The following is a 17,082-nucleotide window of genomic DNA, read 5'->3' as shown; positions in this document are numbered from 1 at the left end:
AGCCGCCACAGATCCTCCGGGGTCTCCACCCCACCCGGATACCGGCAGCTCATCCCCACGATCGCGATCGGCTCGTCGTCCAGCACCCCGGCCCGCACCGGCACCAACGCCGCACCGGCCGGCTGCTCGACCAGACCCAGGACCTCGCCCAGCAAGAATTCCGCCAGCGCCCCTGCCGTCGGGTAGTCGAAGACCAGCGTCGCGGGCAGCCGTACACCCGCCACCGAACCCAACCGGTTCCGCAGCTCGACCGCGGTCAGCGAGTCGAAGCCCAGCTCCTTGAACGCACGATCCGCGGGGACCTGGTCGACCGAACCATGACCCAGAACACCCGCCACCTCACCCCGCACCACGTCCAGCATCGCGGCGAAGCGCTCGTTCTCGGCGAGCCCGGCCACCCGCTCACGCAGTGCGGACGCGCCGGCCGCGCCACCGTGTGCGGCCGCCCGGCGGGCCCGGACACGGACCAGCCCGCGCAGCAGCTCGGGAAGCATCCCGCTGCGCGCCTGAAGGCGCAGGGCGGGCATGTCCAGCGGCAGCGGGACGAGCAGCGGCTCGGTCGTGCGCCGCGAGGCGTCGAAGAGGGCGAGGCCGGTCTCAGGGGCCAGTACGGTGATGCCGCCGCGGTTGATCCGTCCGCGATCGGTCTCCCCCAGGTCCCCGCCCATGCCGCCGTCCCACAGACCCCAGGCCAGCGACGTCGCCGCGAGGCCCTGCGACCTGCGGTGCGCCGCCAGCGCGTCCAGGAAGACGTTGGCGGCGGCGTAGTTCGCCTGACCCGCACCACCGAAGACACCCGCGGCGGAGGAGAACAACACGAACGCCGACAGATCCAAGCCCTGCGTCAGCTCGTGGAGGTTCCACGCCGCGTCCACCTTCGGACGCAACACCGCCGACAGGCGCTCTGCGGTCAGCGAACCGACCACACCGTCGTCCAGCACACCCGCGGTGTGCACCACCGCCGACAACGGACGCTCCGCAGGAATCGCCTCCAGCACCGCGGCCAACGCCTCACGGTCGGCCACATCACACGCCGCCCACGACACCGAAGCACCCAGATCAGACAGCTCAGCGGTCAAATCCGCAGCACCAGGTGCGTCCCCACCCCGCCGGCTCACCAGCAGCAGATCCCGCACCCCGTACTCGGACACCAGATGACGCGCGAACAACCCACCCAGCGCGCCGCTCGCACCCGTCAACAGCACCGTGCCCTGTGCGTGCAGCGCGCGGACGGTGTCGTCGCCCGCCACGACCGCGGCCAGCCGCGGCACGCGGAGGGTGTCCCCGCGTACGGCGAGCTGGGCCTCACCGGTCGCCAGCGCCTTGGACAGTACGTCCCCGGAGAGCGAGTCGTTGTCCTCGTCCACGTCGATCAGGCCGAAACGGCCCGGGTTCTCCGACTGCGCCGACCGCACCAGGCCCCACAGCGAGGCGTGCGCGAGGTCCGCCACGTCCTCACCCGGCAGGGCCGCGACCGCGCCCCGCGTCAGGAACACCAGACGCGAGTCGCCGAAGCGCTCGTCGCCCAGCCACTCCTGCACGAGGTCCAGTGCCCGCTGCGCGGCGGCGTGCGCGGAATCCGGGACGTCCCTCGTCGGCTCGTCCGTCACGCACGGTACGACCAGCACGGCCGGGAGGGTCCCGCCCTCGGCCGCCACGCCGCGCAGCGCCGCCAGATCCGCGAACGCCTGGGATCCGGCGCGCAGCAGCATCCAGTCGTCGGCCACGGAGCCGGTGGCATCGGCGGTCCGGAGCTCGGGCCAGTCCACGCGGAACAGGGCGTCGCGAGTGGCGTCCCGGTCCGTGGCCAGCTGGTCGCGGCTCACGCCGCGGAGTGCGAGGCCGGCCACGGACGCCACCGGCGCACCGGTGGTGTCGGCGATCTCCAGGGCGACCTCGTCGCTGTGGACGGGGGTGAACCTCACGCGCAGCGCGGACGCGCCGACGGCGTGCAGCGTCACGCCGGACCAGGAGAACGGCAGCTTCGCCTCGCCGTCGGTGCCGCTCACGCCCAGCGCGTGCAACGCCGCGTCCAGCAGCGCCGGATGCAACCCGAACGCGCCCGCCTCAGACTCGGCCGACTCCGGCAGCCGTACTTCGGCGAACACGTCCTCACCACGACGCCACACCGACCGCAGCCCGCGGAACACCGGCCCATAACCGAACCCGGCCTCCGCCAGACCCTCGTACAGCCCGTCGATCGCGACCGGCTCGGCCCCGACCGGCGGCCACGCCACCAGCTCGAACCCCGGCACCACACCCCGCACGGCCAGCACGCCAGCGGCATGCCGCACCCACGACGCATCCTCCGCCGCACCTTCCAAGCGTGAATGCAGCACCAGCGCGCGCCGGCCCCCATCACCCGCAGCACCCACCGACAGCCGCAGCTGCACACCACCGTGCTCCGGCAGCACCAGCGGCGCCTCAAGCGTCAGATCCTCCAGGACCTCACAACTGACCAGCTCACCCGCACGAACCGCCAACTCCACAAACGCCGTACCCGGCAGCAGCACCGACCCCATGACCGCGTGATCCGCGAGCCACGGATGCGTGCTCAACGACAGACGCCCGGTGAACACCACCCCGTCCGAATCCGGCAGCTCGACCGCCGCACCCAACAGCGGATGATCCGCCGCACCGAGACCGGCCGACGCGACGTCGCCCTGCGAACGACCCGCGTCCAGCCAGTAGACGGAGCGCTGGAACGCGTAGGTCGGCAGGTCGACGCGCTGGGGGCGGTCGGGAACGAAGTACGTCTGCCAGTCGACGGGAACACCCCGCACGTGGGCGGTCGCGACCGCCGTGAGCAGCGTCTCGGCCTCCGGACGGCCGTTCCTCAGAGCCGGGGCGAAGGCGGCGCCGTCGCCGGTCAGGCAGTCCTGCGCCATGGCCGAGAGGATGCCGTCCGGGCCGAGTTCGAGGTATGTGGTGACGCCCGCGGTCTCCAACGCGCGGACGCCGTCCAGGAAGCGCACCGCCTCACGAACGTGCCGCACCCAGAAGTCGGGCGAGGCCATCTCGTCCGTGACGACGGCGCCGGTCAGGTTCGAGACGACCGCGATACGCGGGACCTCGAACGACAGCCCGGCTACGACCTCGCGGAAGGCGTCCAGCATGCCGTCCATGTGCGGCGAGTGGAACGCGTGACTGACCGACAGCCGCTTCGACTTCCGATCCGGGAAGGACTCCACGATCGCCGTTGCAGCGTCATCGTCGCCCGCGATCACCACAGCCTGGGGCCCGTTGACGGCGGCGATGCTCACGCGGTCGGTGAGCAGCGGGAGAACCTCGTCCTCCGACGCCTGCACCGCGATCATCACACCGCCCGTGGGCAACGCCTGCATCAGCCGGCCACGAGCCTCAACCAACGTGCAGGCGTCCTCCAGGGACAGCACCCCGGCGACGTGCGCGGCGGCGATCTCACCCACCGAATGCCCGGACACGAAGTCCGCCTTCACGCCCCAGCTCTCCAGCAGCCGGAACAGCGCCACCTCCACCGCGAACAACGCCGGCTGCGCGAACTCCGTACGATCCAGCAGCTCGGCGTCATCACCGAACAGCACATCCAGACCCAGCCGCTCACGCACCGCATCAAGCGCCCGCGCGAACACCGGATAGGCGTCATACAACTCACGCCCCATCCCCAGCCGCTGACTCCCCTGCCCCGTGAACAGGAACGCGAGCTTTCCGGCGCCGGTGACGCCCCGCGTCACCGATCCCGGCGTGGCGTCCGCGGCCAGAGCGGTCAGCCCGCGCAGCAGCTCGTCCCGGTCCGAGGCCACGACCGCCGCGCGGTGGTCGAACAGGGCGCGGCTGGTGACGAGGGAGTGGCCGATGTCGGCGGGGCGGACGTCGGGTTGGGCCTCGACATGGACGTGCAGCGCGCCGGCCTGGGCGCGGAGCGCTTCCGGCGTCCGGGCGGAGAGGAGCCACGGGAGCGTGCGCGCGGGGAGTGCGTCCCCAGCCGGGACCGGGGCGGTGTCGGGGGCCTGCTCGATGATGGCGTGCGCGTTGGTGCCGCTCATGCCGAACGAGGAGATGCCGGCGCGGCGCGGACGGCCGGTCTCGGGCCAGTCCATCTGCTCGGTCAGCAGCGAGACCGCGCCCTCGGACCAGTCCACGTGCGGGCTGGGCTCGTCCACGTGCAGCGTCTGCGGCAGCACGCCGTGGCGCATCGCCATGACCATCTTGATGATGCCCGCGACACCGGCGGCGGCCTGCGTGTGGCCGAAGTTGGACTTGATCGAGCCCAGCCACAGCGGCTGCTCGTCGGTCTTGTCGCGGCCGTAGGTGGCCAGCAGCGCCTGCGCCTCGATCGGGTCGCCCAGCGTCGTACCCGTGCCGTGGGCCTCCACCGCGTCGACGTCCGCGGCGGTGAGTCCGGCGTTCGTGAGCGCTGCACGGATCACCCGCTGCTGCGACGGGCCGTTCGGCGCCGTCAGGCCGTTGCTGGCGCCGTCCTGGTTCACCGCCGAGCCGCGCACCACCGCCAGCACCGGGTGGCCGTTGCGCCGTGCGTCCGACAGGCGCTCCACGAGGAGCATGCCGGCGCCCTCACCCCACGCGGTGCCGTCGGCGGCGGCCGCGAAGGGCTTGCAGCGGCCGTCGGGCGCCAGGCCGCGCTGGCGGCTGAACTCGGTGAAGACGTCGGGGGTGGTGATGATGGTGACGCCGCCCGCCAGGGCGAGCGTGCACTCGCCGTTGCGCAGGGCCTGTGCGGCGAGGTGCAGGGCGACGAGCGAGGACGAGCACGCGGTGTCGACGGTGACGGCCGGGCCCTCGAAGCCGAAGGTGTACGAGACGCGGCCGGAGGCGATGCTGCTGGAGCCGCCCGTGCCGAGGTAGCCCTCGACGCCTTCCGGGACGGTGTTCAGCCGGGAGACGTAGTCGTTGTGCATCTGGCCGACGAACACGCCGACCTGGCGGCCGCGGAGGTCGCCCGGGTCGATGCCGGCCCGTTCGAAGGCCTCCCAGGACGTCTCCAGCAGCAGGCGCTGCTGGGGGTCCATGGCCAGGGCCTCGCGCGGGTTGATCCCGAAGAAGGCGGGGTCGAAGTGGTGGGCGTCGTAGAAGAAGCCGCCTTCGCGGGCGTAGGAGGTGCCGGGGCTGTCGGGGTCGGGGTTGTAGAGGCCGTCGAGGTCCCAGCCGCGGTCGGTGGGGAGGTGGCCGATGCCGTCGCCGCCGTCGGCGAGCAGGCTCCAGAGGTCCTCGGGGGTGCGGACGTCGCCGGGGAAGCGGCAGCTCATGGCGACGATCGCGATGGGGTCGTCGGCCTCGGCGGCGTGCGCGGCCCGGCCGGGGACGGCGGCGGCTGCTGCGGCAACCGCCGCCTGCGAGCCGAGGAGTTCGTCCTTGAGGTAGCCGGCGAGCACCGTCGGCGTCGGGTAGTCGAAGACGAGGGTGGCGGGCAGGCGGATGCCGGCGGTCGCGCCGAGCCGGTTGCGGAACTCGACCGCCGTCAGCGAGTCGAAGCCGAGGTCCTTGAAGGCGCGGGTGGGTTCGACGGCGTCCGGGGTGGCGTGGCCGAGGACCGCGGCGACCTGGCCGCGTACGAGGTCGAGGAGGAGGGCGTCGCGTTCGCCGTCGGGGAGGCGGACGAGCCGGTCGACGAGCGGCGTCCCGCTGCCGGCCGCCGGTGCGCCGACGGCACGGCGGGTGGTCGTGCGGACCAGCCCGCGCAGGAGGTTGGGCACCATGCTCGCGTCGGCCCGGCGCAGCGGGGCGAGGTCGAGGTGCATGGGGACGAGGAGGGCGTCGCCGGTGCCGCGCACGGTGTCGAGGAGGGCCAGGCCCTCGTCGGAGGACAGGCCGAGGACCCCGGAGCGGGTCATGCGGTCCTTGTCGGCGGTGTCGAGTTCGCCGGTCATGCCGCTGGCCTCGGCCCACAGGCCCCACGCGAGGGAGGTTCCGGCGAGGCCGTGGGCCTGCCGGTGGCGGGCGAGGGCGTCGAGGAAGGCGTTGGCGGCGGCGTAGTTGGCCTGGCCGGCGCCGCCGAAGGTGCCGGCGGCGGAGGAGAACAGGACGAAGTCGGCGAGGTCGAGCCCGCGGGTGAGGTCGTGCAGGTGGAGGGCGGCGTCGGCCTTGGGGCGCAGGACGGTGTCGAGGCGCTCGGGGGTGAGGGAGTCGATGACACCGTCGTCGAGGACGCCCGCCGTGTGCACGACAGCCGTCAGGGGGTGCTCGGCCGGTACGGACTCCAGCAGGGCGGCCAGCGCGTCGCGGTCGGCGGTGTCGCAGGCGGCGATCGTCACCTCGGCGCCCAGGGCGCGCAGGTCGGCGGCGAGTTCGCGGGCCCCGGCGGCGGTCTCGCCGCGGCGGCTGGTCAGCAGCAGGTGACGGGCGCCGCGCGCGGTGACGGCGTGCCGGGCGACGAGGGCTCCGAGGGTGCCGGTGCCGCCGGTGATGAGGACGGTGCCTTCGGGGTCCCAGTCGGTGGGCAGGGTCAGCACGATCTTGCCGACGTGACGTGCCTGGCTGAGGTACCGGAACGCCTCGGGGGCCTGGCGCAGGTCCCAGGCGGAGACCGGGACGGGGTGCAGGGCGCCGGCGTCGAAGAGGGCCAGCAGTTCGGTGAGCATCTCCTGGATGCGATCGAGTCCGGCCTCGGTCAGGTCGAAGGCCTGGTAGGTGACTCCGGGGTGGGCGGCGGCGACGTCCTCGGGCGAGCGGACGTCGGTCTTGCCCATCTCGACGAAGCGTCCGCCGCGCGGCAGCAGCCGCAACGAAGCATCCACGAAGTCCCGCGCGAGGGAGTCGAGGACGACGTCGACGCCGCGTCCGCCGGTGGCGGTGCGGAAGGCGTCCTCGAAGTCGAGGGTGCGGGACGAGGCGATGCGGTCGTCGGTCAGGCCGAGCCCGCGCAGGGTGTCCCACTTGCCGGGGCTGGCGGTGGCGTACACCTCGGCGCCCCAGTGGCGGGCGAGCTGGACGGCGGCCATGCCGACGCCGCCCGCGGCCGCCTGGATGAGGACGGACTCGCCGCCGCGCAGTGCCGCGAGGTCGTGGAGCGCGTAGTACGCCGTCATGAAGACGATCGGCACCGACGCCGCCTCGGCGAAGGTCCAGCCCTCCGGCATCGGGGCGACCATGCGGCGGTCGACGACGGCCAGCGGGCCGAACGCGCCGGGCAGCATGCCCATCACACGGTCACCGGGGGCGAGATCGGTGACGCCGGGGCCGGTCTCCACGACGAGGCCGGCGCCCTCGCTTCCCATGAGGCCCGGGTCGCCCGGGTACATGCCGAGGGCGTTGAGGACGTCGCGGAAGTTGAGGCCGGCGGCGCGGACGGCGACGCGGACCTGGCCGGGCTCCAGCGGCGCCTCGGACTCGGGGCTGGGGAGCAGGACGAGGTTGTCCAGGGTGCCCTTGTCCTGGATGTCCATGCGCCAGGCGGTGGTGTCCGCGGGCGGGGTCAGCGGGGTCGTGGCGGGGACCCGGGCCAGGCGGGGCGCGTGGACGGTGCCGCGGCGGACGGCGAGTTGGGGTTCGCCGGTGGCGAGGGCCGCGGGCAGCGCCTGCGCGGAGGCGGGGTCGTCGTCGAGGTCGACGAGGACGAACCGGTCCGGGTTCTCGGACTGCGCGGTGCGGACCAGGCCCCACACGGCAGCGTGGGCGAGGTCGGCGACGTCCCAGTCGCTCTGGGTGGCGACGGCGCCCCGGGTGACCAGCACCAGGCGGGAGGCGGCGAGCCGGTCGTCGGTGAGCCAGTCCTTGACCAGGGCCAGCGCCTCGTGTGCGGACGTGTGCACGGAGTCCGCGAGGGCGGCGGCGTCGGGGGCCGTGTCGCGGGCGAGGTGGGCGAGGACGTACGGGGGCGCGGGCGCGTGCGCCGCTTCGAGGGCGGCGGTCAGCGCGTCGAGCCCGGTGTGGGCGGTGGTGCCGACGCCGGGGACGTCCAGGTTCGCGGGCCCGACGAGGGCCCAGGGCGCGGTGGCGGCGGGGGCGTCGGCGGGCAGGGTGGCCCAGTCGACGCGGTACAGCGACTCGTGGTGGGCGGGCGGTGCGCTGCCGATCCGGTCGGCGGAGACGGGCCGCACCATGAGGCTGCCGACGGTGGCGACGGGTGCGCCGGTGGTGTCGGCGAGGTGCAGGGAGAGGGTGTCCTCGCCGCTGCTGGTCAGGTGGACGCGCAGGGCGGAGGCGCCGTCGGCGTGCAGGGACACCTGCCGCCAGGAGAAGGGCAGCCGGCCAGGGCGTTCGCCGTCGGGGGCGGGCTGGACGAAGGTGCCGTGCAGAGCGGCGTCGAGCAGTGCCGGGTGGAGGCCGAAGCGGGCGGCCTCGCCCTGCTGGTCGTCGGGCAGTGCTACCTCGGCGTACACGTCGTCGCCGAGGAGCCAGGCGGCGCGCAGGCCCTGGAAGAGCGGGCCGTAGGCGAAGCCGCCCTGGCCGAGGTGGTCGTACAGCCCGTCCACGCCGACGGCTTCGGCGCCCGGTGGCGGCCAGGCGGTGAGGTCGAAGGCGGGGACGGGTGCTGCGGTGGTGAGCACGCCGGTGGCGTGCCGGGTCCAGGGCTCGTCGGCGTGGGCGTCCTGGTCGGTGGACCAGACGTCCAGGGCACGGCGGCCGCCCGCGTCGGGGGCTCCGACGGCGATCTGGATGCGGACGACGGCGCCGGGCGCGAGGACGAGGGGGGCTTCGAGGGTGAGTTCCTCCAGCAGGTCGCAGCCGGCCTGGTCGCCCGCGCGGACGGCGAGTTCGACGAAGGCGGTGCCGGGCAGGAGGACGGAGCCCATGACGGCGTGGTCGGCGAGCCAGGGGTGGGTGTCGAGCGAGAGCCGGCCCGTCAGCAGGAATCCCTCGCCGTCGGCGAGGGCGACGGCGGCGCCGAGCAGCGGGTGGTGGGCGGCGCCCAGGCCGGCGGACTCGACGTCGCCGACGAAGCCGGCCGGCGTCTCCAGCCAGAACCGTTCCCGCTGGAAGGCGTAGGTGGGCAGGTCGACGCGCTGCGCGGCGGTCCCAGCGAAGTACGCCTGCCAGTCGACCGCGATGCCCCGGGTGTGGGCGGCGGCCAGGGCCTCGGTCAGGGCCTCGGCCTCGTCGCGGTCGCGGCGCAGGGCGGGCAGGAAGACGGGGGCGTCGGCGGGGTCGGCGGTCTCGGGGAGGCAGTCGCGGCCGAGGCCGGACAGTACGCCCTGGGGGCCGACTTCGAGGTAGGTGGTGACGTGTTCGGCGTCCAGGGTGCGGATGCCGTCGAGGAAGCGGACGGCCTCGCGGACGTGGGCGACCCAGTGGTCCGCGGTGCGCAGTTCGTCGCCGGCGAGCCGCCCGGTGAGGTGCGTGACGACGGGGACGGTCGCCCGGTGGTAGGTGAGGGACTCGGCGACCTCGCGGAAGTCGTCGAGCATGCCGTCCATGAGCGGGGAGTGGAAGGCGTGGCTGACGGTGAGGCGCCGGGTGCGGCGGCCGCGGCGCTCGAACTCGGCGGCGATCTCCAAAGCGAGGGTCTCCTCGCCGGAGATGACGACGGCGTCGGCGGCGTTGACGGCGGCGATGCCGATCCGGTCCTCGTGTCCTGCCAGCAGCGGCAGCACCTCGTCCTCGGCGGCCGCCAGGGCGATCATGGCGCCGCCCTCGGGGAGGGCCTGCATGAGCCGGCCGCGGGCGGCGACGAGCCGGGCCGCGTCGGGGAGCGTGAGGACACCGGCTACGTGGGCCGCGGTGATCTCGCCGATGGAGTGGCCGGCGACGTAGTCGGGGCGGACGCCCCAGGACTCGACGAGCCGGTAGAGCGCGGTCTCCAGGGCGAACAGGGCGGGCTGGGTGTACGCGGTGCGGTCGAGTTCTTCGCCGTCGGACGCGAACAGCACGTCCTTCAGGGGGTGTTCGAGGTACGGGGCGAACTCCTCGCACACCGCGTCCAGCGCGGCGGCGAAGACGGGGTACGTGTCGTACAGCTCGCGTCCCATGCCTGGGCGCTGGCTGCCCTGCCCGGTGAACAGGATCGCGGTCCTGCCGTCGGCGACGGTGTGCCGGACGACGTGGGCGCCGTCCTGGTCCTCGGCGAGGGCGGCGAGGCCGGCGAGCAGCCCGTCGCGGTCGTGGGCGACGACGGCGGCCCGGCGGTCCAGGGCGGTACGGGTGGTGGCGAGCGACAGCGCCACGTCGGCGGGGGTGGCGTCGGGCCGCTCGGCGAGGTGGGCGGCCAGGCGGGCGGCCTGGGCGCGCAGTGCGGCGGGGGTGCGGCCGGACAGCACGAAGGGCAGCGGGGCGGTAGCGGGGACGGCCGTGTCGTCGCCTGCCGCCGGGGTGGGTCCGGTGACGTCGCCGGCGTCGGCGGGGGGCTCCTCGATGATGACGTGCGCGTTGGTGCCGCTGACGCCGAAGGAGGAGATGCCCGCGCGGCGGGGGCGGTCCGTCGCCGGCCACGGCTCGGCCTCCGTCAGCAGGGAGACGGCGCCCGCGGACCAGTCGATGTGCGGGGACGGCTCGCCGATGTGCAGGGACTGCGGCAGCACGCCGTGCCGCATGGCGAGGACCATCTTGATGATGCCGGCGGCGCCGGCGGCTGCCTGGGTGTGGCCGATGTTGGACTTGACGGAGCCCAGGCGCAGCGGCCGGTCCGCGGCGCGATCCTGGCCGTAGGTGGCGAGCAGGGCCTGCGCCTCGATGGGGTCGCCGAGCGTGGTGCCGGTGCCGTGCGCCTCGACGGCGTCGACGTCGGCGGTCGTCAGGCCCGCGCCGGCCAGGGCGGCGCGGATGACGCGCTGCTGGGAGGGGCCGTTGGGCGCGGTGAGGCCGTTGCTGGCGCCGTCCTGGTTGACGGCGGTGCCGCGGACGACGGCGAGGACGCGGTGGCCGTTGCGGCGGGCGTCGGAGAGCCGTTCGACGAGGATCATGCCGGCGCCCTCGGCCCAGCCGGTGCCGTCGGCGTCGGCGGAGAAGGACTTGCAGCGGCCGTTGGTGGACAGGCCGCGCTGGCGGCTGAAGTCGATGAAGGTGTCGGGGGTCGACATGACCGTGACGCCGCCGGCCAGCGCCATGTCGCACTCGCCGCTGCGCAGCGCCTGGACGGCCAGGTGCAGGGCGACCAGCGACGACGAACAGGCGGTGTCGACGGTGACGGCCGGGCCCTCCAGACCGAGGGTGTAGGAGACGCGGCCGGAGGCGACGCTGCCCGCGGTGCCGGTGCCGAGGTAGCCCTCCAGGCCCTCGGGAAGCGCGGCCAGCCGGGTCAGGTAGTCGTGGTACATGACGCCGGCGTAGACGCCGGTGCGGCTGCCGCGCATCGACGTGGGGTCGATGCCGGCGCGCTCGAAGGCCTCCCAGGACGTCTCCAGCAGCAGCCGCTGGTGCGGGTCCATGGCCAGGGCTTCGCGCGGGTTGATGCCGAAGAAGTCCGGGTCGAAGTCGGCGGCGTCGTGGAGGAAGCCGCCCTCGCGGGTGTAGCTGGTGCCCGCCCGTCCGGGGTCGGCGTCGTAGAGCGCGGCGAGGTTCCAGCCGCGGTCGGTGGGGAACGGGGTGATGGCGTCGACGGAGCCGGCGACGAGCTGCCACAGCTCGTCGGGGGTGGTGACGCCGCCCGGGTAGCGGCAGCTCATGCCGACGATGGCGATCGGCTCGTCGTCGGTGGCGGTGGCGGTGGTGACGGCCGCGACCGGGGCGGAGTCGGCGTCGGCGCCGAGGAGTTCGGTGCGCAGGAACGCCACGAGGGCGTTCGGGGTGGGGTAGTCGAAGACAAGGGTGGCGGGCAGGCGCACCCCCGTCGCCGAGCCGAGGCGGTTGCGCAGTTCAACGGCGGTCAGCGAGTCGAAGCCGAGCTCCTTGAAGGCGCGTGCCGGGTCGACGGCCTCGGGGCCGGGGAAGCCGAGCACGGCGGCGACCTGGACGCGGACGGTGTCCAGCAGGAGGCGGTCGCGTTCGGCGGGGGTCAGCGGCAGGAGCCGGCCGGCGAGCCCGCCGGCCGGGGCGGCCTCGGCGGTGTCGGCGGCACGCCGGGCCGCGGGGCGGACCAGTGCGCGGAGCAGGGCGGGCACCATGCTCGCGTCGGCCTGGCGCAGGGACGCCAGGTCCAGGTGCATGGGGACGGCGGTGGGCTCGCCGACGGCGCGGGCGGTGTCGAGCAGTGCCAGGCCTTGGTCGGAGGAGAGCGCGGCCACGCCGGCGCGGGAGATCCGGTCCAGGTCGGTGTCGGCGAGGTCGGCGGTCATGCCGCTGCGTTCGGCCCACAGGCCCCAGGCGAGCGCGGTGGCGGGCAGCCCCTCGGCGTGGCGGCGGTGGGCGAGCGCGTCGAGGAAGGCGTTGGCGGCGGCGTAGTTGGCCTGGCCGGGGCCGCCGAGGGTGCCGGCGGCGGCGGAGAACAGGACGAACGCGGCGAGGCTGCTGTCGCGGGTCAGCTCGTGCAGGTGCACGGCGGCGTCGACCTTGGCGGGCAGGACGCGGTCAACGCGCTCGGGGGTGAGCGCTTCAAGGATGCCGTCGTCGAGGACGCCCGCGGTGTGGACGACGGCGGTCAGCGGACGGTCGGCGGGCACGGTCGCGAGCAGCGCGGCGAGCGCGTCACGGTCGGCGGTGTCGCAGGCGGCGAGGGTGACCTCGGCGCCCAGCGCGCGCAGGTCGGCGAGGAGTGCGGCGGCGCCGGAGGCGGCCTCGCCGCGACGGCTGGTCAGCAGCAGGTGGCGTATGCCGTGCCGGGCCACGAGGTGGCGGGCGACGAGCCCGCCGAGGGTGCCGGTGGCGCCGGTCACGAGGGCGGTGCCGTCGGGGTCGAGGGCGGGCGCCTGCTGCTCCGGCGTGGCGGCGACCCGCGTCAGGCGGGGCACGAGGACCTTGCCGTCGCGGACGGCGAGTTGGGGTTCCGCGGTGGCGAGGGCGAGCGCGGCGGGCAGGGCCCGCAGGGACTCCTCGCGCCCGTCGAGGTCGGCCAGGACGAAGCGGTCGGGGTGCTCGGACTGGGCGGAGCGCAGCAGGCCCCACAGCGGGGCGTGGGCGAGGTCGGCGACGTCGGCGCCGGCCGCGGTGGCGACGGCGCCGCGGGTGACGAACACCAGGCGGGACGCGGCGAAGCGGTCGTCGGCGAGCCAGTCCTGGGCGAGCGCGAGGGCGTCGTGCAGGGCGGTGCGGACGGTGCCCGGCAGGTCGGCGTCGAGAAGGGTGGGCGCGCCGTCACCGAAGGGCACGACGACGGCCTGCGGGACGGGCCCGCCGGCCTCCAGTGCGGCGCCGAGCGCGTCGAGGCCGGTGTGGAGGGCCGCGGTGGGCAGGGCGGTGGTGAAGGCGCCGCCCGCCTCGCCCAGCACGGCCCACTGGCCGGCGGCGACGGTGATGGCGGCGGGGGCGGGCACTCCCGTCCACGCGACGCGGAACAGGGACTCGTGGAACGCGGTGCGCGCGGCGTGCACCTGCTCGGGCGAGACCGGCCGCAGTAGCAGCGCGTCGACGGAGGCGACGGGGGCGCCGGTCTCGTCGGCGAGGGTGACCGAGACGGTGTCGTTGCCGGCGGGGGCGAGGCGGACCCGCAGGGCGCGGGCGCCGACGGCGTGGACGGCGACGCCGCTCCAGGAGAACGGGAGCCTGCCGTGCTCGGTGTCCTCCAGGAGCGAGCCGATGCCGACGGCGTGCAGGGCCGCGTCGAGGAGCGCGGGGTGCACGCCGAACAGGCCGGCCTCGGCGTGCGCCTGCTGCGGCAGGCGGACCTCGGCGAACACCTCGTCGCCGCGCTGCCAGGCGGCGGTCAGGCCCTGGAAGACGGGACCGTAGGCGAAACCGGACTCGGTCAGGTAGTCGTAGAGGCCGTCGACAACGACCTCGGCGGCGCCCTCGGGCGGCCAGGCGGCGAGGTCGGCGGCGGGCGCGGTGGCACCCGGCGCGGCGGGGGTGAGGACACCGGTGGCGTGCCGGGTCCAGGCGCCCTCGCCCCACGTGTCGTCGGCGGCGTCCTCCGGACGCGAGTGCAGGGTCAGCGCGCGGCGCCCCTCGGGGTCGGGCGCGCCGACGGAGAGCTGGATCTGCACGCCGCCGTGCGGGGGAAGCACCAGCGGCGCCTCCAGGGTGAGTTCGTCCAGCAGGGGGCAGCCGGTGTGGTCGCCGGCCCGCAGGGCGAGTTCCACCATGGCGGTGCCGGGCAGCAGCACGGTGTCCATGACCGTGTGGTCGGCGAGCCAGGGGTGCGTGGCGAGCGACAGGCGGCCGGTGAAGAGGTGGCCGTCGCCGCCGGCCAGGGCGATGGCCGCGCCCAGCAGCGGGTGGTCGGCGGAGCCGATGCCGACGGCGGTGACGTCGCCCGTCCAGGCGGTGGGCTGGTCGGGCCAGAACAGCTCGCGCTGGAAGGCGTACGTGGGCAGGTCCACGCGGTTCGCCCCGCGCCCGGCGAACACGGCCCGCCAGTCGACGGCGACCCCGGCCACGTGGGCCTGCGCGAGGGCACCGGCCAAGGCGGCCGGTTCGGCGCGGTCGGCGCGCAGCACGGGGACGAAGATGGCGTCCGGGTCGTCGACGCATTCCTGGGCGAGCGCGGTCAGCACTCCCCCGGGGCCCACCTCGACGAAGGTGGTGACGCCCTGCGCGGCCAGCCGGCGCACGCCGTCGAGGAAGCGGACGGCCTCGCGGACGTGGCGGACCCAGTAGTCGGCGCTGCCGATCTCGTCGGCGGTGACGGAGGCGCCGGTGAGGTTGGAGACGATCGGGATGACGGGCGGCCGGTAGGCGACGGATCCGGCGACCTCGCGGAACGCCTGGAGCATGCCGTCCATCAGCGGGGAGTGGAAGGCGTGGCTCACCGCGAGGCGCTTGGTCCTGCGGCCCTGGGCGCGCAGTTCCGCGGCGACCGCTTCGGCGGCGTCCTCCTCGCCGGAGACGACGACGGAGCGCGGGCCGTTGACGGCGGCGATGCCCACCCGGCCGGTGAGCAGCGGCGTCACTTCCTCCTCCGCGGCTTCGACGGCGATCATCGCGCCGCCGGTGGGGAGCGCCTGCATCAGCCGGCCGCGGGCGGCGACCAGGCGGGCCGCGTCCGGCAGGGTGAGGACGCCGGAGACGTGGGCGGCGGTGAGTTCGCCGATGGAGTGGCCGATGAGGAAGTCGGGGGTGACGCCCCACTGCTCGAGCTGGCGGAAGAGGGCGGCCTCGACCGCGAACAGCGCGGTCTGGGCGTAGGCGGTCTGGTCCAGCAGGGTGGCCCTCGGGCTGTCCTCGGGCGCGAACAGGACGTCGTAGAGGGGGATTTCGAGGTGCGGGTCGAGTGCGTCGCGGACCTCGTCCAGGGCGCGGGCGAACCCCGGGTGGGTGTCGTACAGGCCGCGGCCCATGCCAATGCGCTGACTGCCCTGGCCGGTGAACAGGAACGCGGTCTTGCCCTCGCCCGCCGTGCCGAGGACGGCTTCCGCGGGCTGCTCGGCGCCGGCGGGGTCGGCGAGCCGGTCGAGGGCGGCGAGCAGGGTGTCGCGGTCGGTGCCGAACAGCACGGCCCGCCGGTCCAGGGCCGCGCGGCTCGTGGCGAGCGAGAAGCCGAGGTCGGTCAGGCCGGAAGGGTCCGCGGCGAGTTCGGGATGGGTGCGCAGGTGGGCGGCGAGCCGCTCCGCCTGGGCGCGCAGGGCGGGGTCGCCGTGGCCGGACAGAAGCAGCGGCACGGGACCGTCCGCGCCCTGGACGGCCTCGGCCGCCGGGGCGACGTCCTCGCCGGAGGGCTCCTGCGGCTCGTCGGCGCGCGGGGCCTCCTCGATGACGGTGTGCGCGTTGGTCCCGCTGACGCCGAAGGAGGAGACGCCGGCGCGGCGCGGCTGCCCGGTCTCCGGCCACGGCACCGTCTCGGTGAGCAGGGCGACGTCGCCGGAGGACCAGTCGACGTTGGTGGAGGGCTCGTCGACGTGGAGCGACTTGGGCAGGACGCCGTGCCGGATCGCCTGCACCATCTTGATGATGCCCGCGACGCCGGCGGCGGCCTGCGTGTGGCCGATGTTGGACTTGACGGAGCCCAGCCACAGAGGGCGGCCGTCGGGCCGGTTCTGGCCGTAGGTGGCGAGGATCGCCTGGGCCTCGATGGGGTCGCCGAGGGTGGTGCCGGTGCCGTGCGCCTCGACGACGTCGACCTGCGCGGGGCTGAGTCCGGCGTTGGTCAGTGCCTGGCGGATGACGCGCTGCTGGGACGGCCCGTTGGGGGCGGTCAGACCGTTGCTGGCGCCGTCCTGGTTGATGGCGGAACCGCGGACGACCGCCAGGACGGGGTGCCCGTTGCGGCGGGCGTCGGACAGCCGCTCCACCAGCAGCATGCCGACGCCCTCGCCCCAGCCTGTGCCGTCGGCACCGTCGGCGAACGGCTTGCAGCGGCCGTCGGGGGCGAGCCCGCGCTGCCGGCTGAACTGGATGAAGGCGCGCGGGCTCGACATGACGGTGACACCGCCCGCGAGGGCGATCGTGCACTCGCCCTCGCGCAGCGCCTGCACGGCCAGGTGCAGGGCGACCAGCGAGGCGGAGCAGGCGGTGTCGACGGTGACCGCGGGCCCCTCCAGGCCGAAGGTGTAGGACAGGCGGCCGGAGATGACGCTGGCGGCGTTGCCGGTCATGAGGTATCCCTCGACGCCCTTGGGGACGTCGTGCAGCATCTCGGGATAGTCCTGGCCGTTGGTGCCGATGAACACGCCGGCCTTGCTGCCGCGCAGCGTGCCCGGGTCGACTCCGGCCCGCTCGAAGGTCTCCCAGGCCGTTTCCAGCAGCAGGCGCTGCTGCGGGTCCATGCCGAGGGTCTCGCGCGGGCTGATCCCGAAGAACGCGGCGTCGAACTCCCCGACGCCGTCGAGGAATCCGCCCTCGCGGGTGTAGCTGGTGCCCTCCTGGTCGGGGTCCGCGTCGTACAGCGAGTCGATGTCCCAGCCGCGGTCGGACGGGAAGTCGGTGATGGCGTCGCGTCCCTGGGCGACCAGGTCCCACAGGTCCTCCGGCGACGTGACGCCGCCGGGGAACCTGCAGCCCATGCCGACGATCGCGATCGGCTCCGGCTCCGCCGACTCGACCTCGCGGAGCCGCTGCCGGGTCTGGTGCAGATCGGCCGTGACCCGCTTCAGATAGCCGAGGATCTTGTCCTGATCTGCCATTGGAACCTCACCCATGCTTCTCGTCACACCTTCGCGCTGCTGCTGCCTGCTGCCTGCT

1 protein-coding gene is annotated in these 17,082 nt (G+C 74.7%); it reads right to left on the bottom strand.

Going from position 1 to position 17,082, the window contains the following annotated elements; all coding sequences use genetic code 11:
* The coding region (locus CHF15_RS42255; RefSeq protein WP_089229268.1) for a type I polyketide synthase at nt 1-17,024 on the bottom strand (17,024 nt) is incomplete at its 3' end.
* Nucleotides 17,025-17,082 lie beyond the last annotated feature (58 nt).

The organism is Actinacidiphila glaucinigra (genome assembly GCF_900188405.1).
Taxonomy (GTDB): Bacteria; Actinomycetota; Actinomycetes; order Streptomycetales; family Streptomycetaceae; genus Actinacidiphila; species Actinacidiphila glaucinigra.
Note: the sequence above shows the minus strand (reverse complement) of the source record. Positions and strands in the feature narration are given on the sequence as shown.